4 protein-coding genes and 1 pseudogene are annotated in these 4,709 nt (G+C 70.7%); 1 reads left to right on the forward strand and 4 read right to left on the reverse strand.

Annotated features, from left to right (window positions below; genetic code table 11):
* From ABB33_RS17710 to zwf, 3 genes are all read right to left on the reverse strand, one after another.
* Positions 1-631, reverse strand: a 631-nt coding sequence (locus ABB33_RS17710; protein WP_056932961.1) for a 6-phosphogluconolactonase, incomplete at its 3' end; no start/stop codon positions are given.
* The gene (gene glk, locus ABB33_RS17715) at positions 628-1,635 is read right to left on the reverse strand and encodes a glucokinase (protein WP_056932962.1); all 1,008 of its coding nucleotides are present in this window, start codon (positions 1,633-1,635) and stop codon (positions 628-630) included. The genes glk and ABB33_RS17710, both read right to left, overlap by 4 nt.
* Positions 1,632-3,071, reverse strand: coding sequence for a glucose-6-phosphate dehydrogenase (gene zwf / locus ABB33_RS17720; protein ID WP_056932963.1), 1,440 nt, complete (start codon positions 3,069-3,071; stop codon positions 1,632-1,634). The genes glk and zwf overlap by 4 nt, the downstream gene beginning before the upstream one ends.
* A 347-nt stretch (positions 3,072-3,418) precedes the next feature.
* On the opposite strand from zwf, the gene ABB33_RS17725 reads away from it, so the two are divergent.
* Complete coding sequence (locus ABB33_RS17725) at positions 3,419-4,519, forward strand: ABC transporter ATP-binding protein (RefSeq protein WP_056932964.1); 1,101 nt, start codon at positions 3,419-3,421, stop codon at positions 4,517-4,519.
* Here ABB33_RS17725 and ABB33_RS18815 read toward each other — a convergent pair.
* Positions 4,520-4,709 (reverse strand): annotated as a pseudogene (locus tag ABB33_RS18815) (CAF17-like 4Fe-4S cluster assembly/insertion protein YgfZ); the annotation flags it as partial. It abuts the gene before it with no gap.

The following is a 4,709-nucleotide window of genomic DNA, read 5'->3' on the forward strand; positions in this document are numbered from 1 at the left end:
GCGCGGCCTCCAGGACCTCGAGCTTCTGCCGGCCGCGCAGCAGCAGCAGGCGGTTGCCGATGGACGCCAGCCCGCGTGGGGTCAGGGTGATGCGCAGGTGCCAGTCGCGGGCGACCGGGCAGCCGCTGGCATCCAGCGCCGCATACGGCTTGCTGCCGTGCAGGGCGCGTTCGAGGTCGCGCGAGCCGGGGAACAGCGAGGCGGTGTGGCCATCGTTGCCCATGCCCAGCACGACCAGGCAGGCCGGCTGCGAGTATTCCGCCTGCAGGTTGGCGTCGTGGACGCATTCGGCCAGCGATTTGCCCACGCGCACCAGGGGGTCGAAATGCGCGCCCTCGGCAAGGTTGAGGAAGCTGTGGCGCACCAGCCAGGCATTGCTGTCGCGGTCCTGCGGCGACAGCCAGCGCTCGTCGGCCAGGCCGACTTCCACGCGCGCCCACTCCAGCGGCTGCTCGGCCAGCAGTTCGTAGACCGGGGCCGGCGTGGTGCCGCCGGACAGCAGCATGCGCGCGCGGCCGCGCTGGGCGATTTCATGGCCCAGGATCGTCGCCATCTCTGCGGCGACGTTCTCGGTCCAGGCTTCCTCGTCGGAGTGGCGGACGAGGGTGAGGCGTTCGGCGAGGGCGCTCATGCGGTTGCTCCGGACGGGGCCTGCTCCAGGTCCAGCGTGTATGCGGCCGCACCCAGCAGGCCCGGGGAGGGATGGACGATGGCCAGCGACGGCACCTGCGACAGGGTCGCGCTGAAGCGGCCCTTGTTCTCGAAATGGCTGCGGAACCCGGAATGGCGCAACGGCCCGAGCAGCCGCGGCACCAGCCCGCCGGTCAGGAACACGCCGTCCCAGGCGCCCTGGACCAGTACGGCATCGCCGGCGACGGCGCCGAAGATGTCCATGAACACCTCGATCGCGCGCATGGCGACCGGGTCGCCGGCGGCGGCGCATTCGCTGACCTGCGCGGGCTGCAGCTGTCCCGGGTCCTGGCCTGCGATCTCGCTCAGCGCCCGGTGCAGGTTGACCAGGCCGGGGCCGCAGATCAGCCGCTCGTTGGAAACGCGGCCGAACTGCTGGCCAAGGATCTGCAGGATGCGGATCTGTTCCGGGGTGGTCGGCGCGAAACTGGCATGGCCGCCCTCGGTCGCCAACGGGTAATAGCGGCCGTCGCGGACCACCAGCCCGCCCACGCCCAACCCGGTGCCCGGGCCGATCACGCAGTAGTTGCGCGGCAGCGTAGGCGCGGCCGGCTGCCAGGGGGCGCCGCCGGTCTGCACCACGTCGGCCGGCTGCAGCAGCGCGACCGACATCGCCTGGGCGACGAAGTCGTTGATCAGGTGCAGCTGCGACAGGCCCAGCTGCGCGGCGGTACGCGAGCGCGAGATCACCCATGGGTGGTTGGTGATGCGCGCCTCGTCGCCATCCACGCGCCCGGCCACCGCGAACACCGCGCCGCGGGCACGGGCGCCGCGCTCGCGCAGGTAGCAGGCGGCGGCGTCGGCCAGCGAGGCGAACTGCGCCACCGGGTACTCGCCGATGCTGCCGGGGTCCAGCGGCGTGGCGCTGCTGGTATCGGCCAGCGCGAAGCGCGCGTTGGTACCGCCGATATCGGCGACCAGCACGTGTCCGGCGGGGCCGTTCACAGTGCGTCGTCCGAACGCTCGTCGGCGACGATCGCCGCGGGCAGGAACAGGTGCGCCTGGTCCGGGCCCCAGCTGCCGGCCGGATACGGCTGCATCGGCAGGTCGGCGGCCTTCCAGGCGTCGGTGACGCTGTCGATCCAGGCCCAGGCCGCGCGTACTTCGTCGTCGCGCACGAACAGCGCATGGTTGCCGTTGAAGGCATCCAGGAACAGGCGCTCGTAGGCGATGCGGCGGTGCAGGCCGGTGGGCACCGACAGTTCCAGTTCCAGCGGCTGCAGTTCCAGCGCACCCCATTCCGGGCCCGCCAGCGAGCTCATCAGCCCCAGCTGGATGTTCTCCTGCGGCTGCAGCTGGAACGTCAGCCGGTTGGGCTGGGCGTGGCGCCGGTCGGGGCGTTCGAACAGCCAGTGCGTGACCGGCTTGAGGTTGACCTCGATGCGGGTGGTGCGCTCGGGCAGGCGCTTGCCGGTGACCAGGTGGAACGGCACGCCGGCCCAGCGCCAGTTGTCGATGTGCGCGGTGACGCCGACGAAGGTCTCGGCCTCGCTGCCTTCCGGCGGCTGGTAGGCCTGCGCCGGCTGGCCATTGATGGTGCCGGCGGTGTAGCGGCCGCGCACGCTGTCCTTGGCGGCATGGCGGGCGTCGAGCGGGCGCAGTGCGCGCAGCACCTTGACCTTCTCGTCGCGGATGCGGTCGGCTTCGAGCGAGGCCGGCGGTTCCATGGCCACCAGGCACAGCAGCTGCAGGATGTGGCTCTGCACCATGTCGCGCATCGCGCCGGAGCGCGAGTAGTACGAGTCGCGGCCGTCGACGCCGTCGCTCTCGGCCACCATGATGTGCACGGACTCGATGTAATTGCGGTTCCACACCGCTTCCAGCAGGGTGTTGCCGAAGCGCAGCGCCATCAGGTTCTGCACCGCCGCCTTGCCCAGGTAGTGGTCGATGCGGAACACCCGGTCCTCGTCGATCAGCGCGCCGATCGACTGCAGGATCTGCGCGGCGCTGTCGCTGTCCGAGCCGATCGGCTTCTCCAGCATCAGCCGGTGCGGTGCGGACAGTGCGCCGCCCAGGGCCAGGCCCTCGCAGGTGGAGATGTACAGGCCCGGCGGGATCGACAGGTAGCTGACGCAATGGCGGCCGTTGAACTCGCGCACCGCGTCGGCGATCGAGCCGGGGTCGCGCAGGTCCACCGAGCGGTAGTCGATGCGTCGCAGCAGGTTGTTGATGTCGTCCTGGCTGGCGTGGGGCAGCGCCTGTTCCAGGCGTGGCCGCAGGATGTCGCGGAACTTGTCGGTGTCGTGCGGCGACAGCGCCATCGCGCGCACCCGGAAATCTTCCGGGAGCAGGCCGTCGCCGAGCAGGCGCAGCAGGGAAGGGAACAGGTAGCGCTGGGCCAGGTCGCCTGTGGCACCGAACAGGAGGAGGGTGTCGTGCATGGCTCGAGTTTCGTGTTCTGGTGACATCGTTGTCAATTGCCCTTCGCTATGTTCTGGTTGCTGTTCCGGTGGGGGTCCCGCGGCTCCGGGCCGCGCCTGCGCCGTACCCGTGAGCGAGCAGCGGGCGGGCTTGGAGGGGGGCGGTCCGGGCGTGTCTGCATGCGCCGGTGCGGGCTTCCACGGGCGCTGCCGCGAACCATGGATGGTGCCATGGGACAACGCTTGCGTGGCAGAATGTTTCCACTGTATTCGTATTCGGAAGCGGTCGTCCCGACCGCATTGGCGATGTGCGTCGCCATCCACTTCGCCGGCCGCCGTGGGCATGGCCGGATCCAATGAGGCAGGCGATGGCGGACGTGCGGTTCGACGGGGTGCGCAAGGTCTACGACAACGGCCGGGTAGCCGTGCACGGGGCCAGTTTCGACATCGCCGACGGCGAGCTGATGGTGCTGGTGGGGCCATCGGGCTGCGGCAAGTCCACACTGCTGCGGATGGTGGCGGGGCTGGAGGAAATAAGCGCCGGCACGTTGTCCATCGGCGGGCGCGTGGTCAACGACGTGGCGCCGAAGGACCGGGACATCGCCATGGTGTTCCAGAACTATGCGCTGTACCCGCACATGACCGTCGCCGAAAACCTGGCCTTCGGGCTGAAGCTGCGCGGTCACGACAAGGCCGAGATCGCGCGGCGGGTGCAGGGCGCCGCCGACATGCTGGGCCTGGGCGGAATGCTCGACACGTTGCCGCGGGCGATGTCCGGCGGGCAGCGCCAGCGCGTGGCGCTGGGGCGGGCGCTGGTGCGCGAGCCGGCGGTGTTCCTGCTGGACGAGCCGCTGTCCAATCTGGATGCCAAGCTGCGGCACTCGGTGCGCACCGAGATCGCGCACCTGCACCGCAAGCTGGGCACGACGATGATCTACGTCACCCATGACCAGGTCGAGGCGATGACCCTGGGGCAGCGCATCGTGGTGCTCAACGACGGCATGGTGCAGCAGATCGACACGCCGATGGCGCTGTACCAGCGGCCGGCCAACCTGTTCGTCGCCGGCTTCCTCGGCAGCCCGGCGATGAACACGCTGAAGGGACGGCTGCAGGCGCTGGCAGGCGGATACTTCGCGCTGGGCATGGACCAGGAAGGACGGGTTCCGCTCGGCCGTGCGTCGCTGCCGGCCGCCTGGTCGGGGCGCGAGGTGGTGGTCGGCGTGCGTCCCGAGCACCTGCAGCCGGGCGCCGGCGAGGCCGCGTTCGGGGTGCTGATCGACAGTATCGAGCCGGTCGGCAACGAGATGTTCGTGAACCTGCGCCATGCCGGCCGGGCGCTGGTGATGCGGGTGCCGCCGCAGGTGCTGCCGGCGGCGGGCGAGGGCATCGACGTGGCCGTCGTTCCCGCGGCGCTGCACTTCTTCGATGCGGCCAGCGGCCTGCGCCTGGATGCGGCGCAGGCAGCCTGATCAGCGCGCCAGGCCGTCGAGCAGGTCGAGGCGTTCGACCGTTCCGCCCGCCACTTCCAGCGCGCCTGCGGGCAGGTCCAGCGGCAGCACCGCCAGTGCCAGCGTGCCGGCGCTGCTGGCAACGGTGCCGACGCTGGCGCCCGCCTGCGTCACCGTGTCGCCGGGACGGCTGGCGACGTCGCCATGCAGC

Source organism: Stenotrophomonas acidaminiphila, assembly GCF_001431595.1.
Taxonomy (GTDB): Bacteria; Pseudomonadota; Gammaproteobacteria; order Xanthomonadales; family Xanthomonadaceae; genus Stenotrophomonas; species Stenotrophomonas acidaminiphila.

What these genes read in the sequence shown, in the direction of transcription:
- zwf (WP_056932963.1), bottom strand. Translation starts at nt 3,071, where the DNA reads ATGCACGACACCCTCCTCCTGTTCGGTGCCACAGGCGACCTGGCCCAG.
- ABB33_RS17725 (WP_056932964.1), top strand. Translation starts at nt 3,419, where the DNA reads ATGGCGGACGTGCGGTTCGACGGGGTGCGCAAGGTCTACGACAACGGC.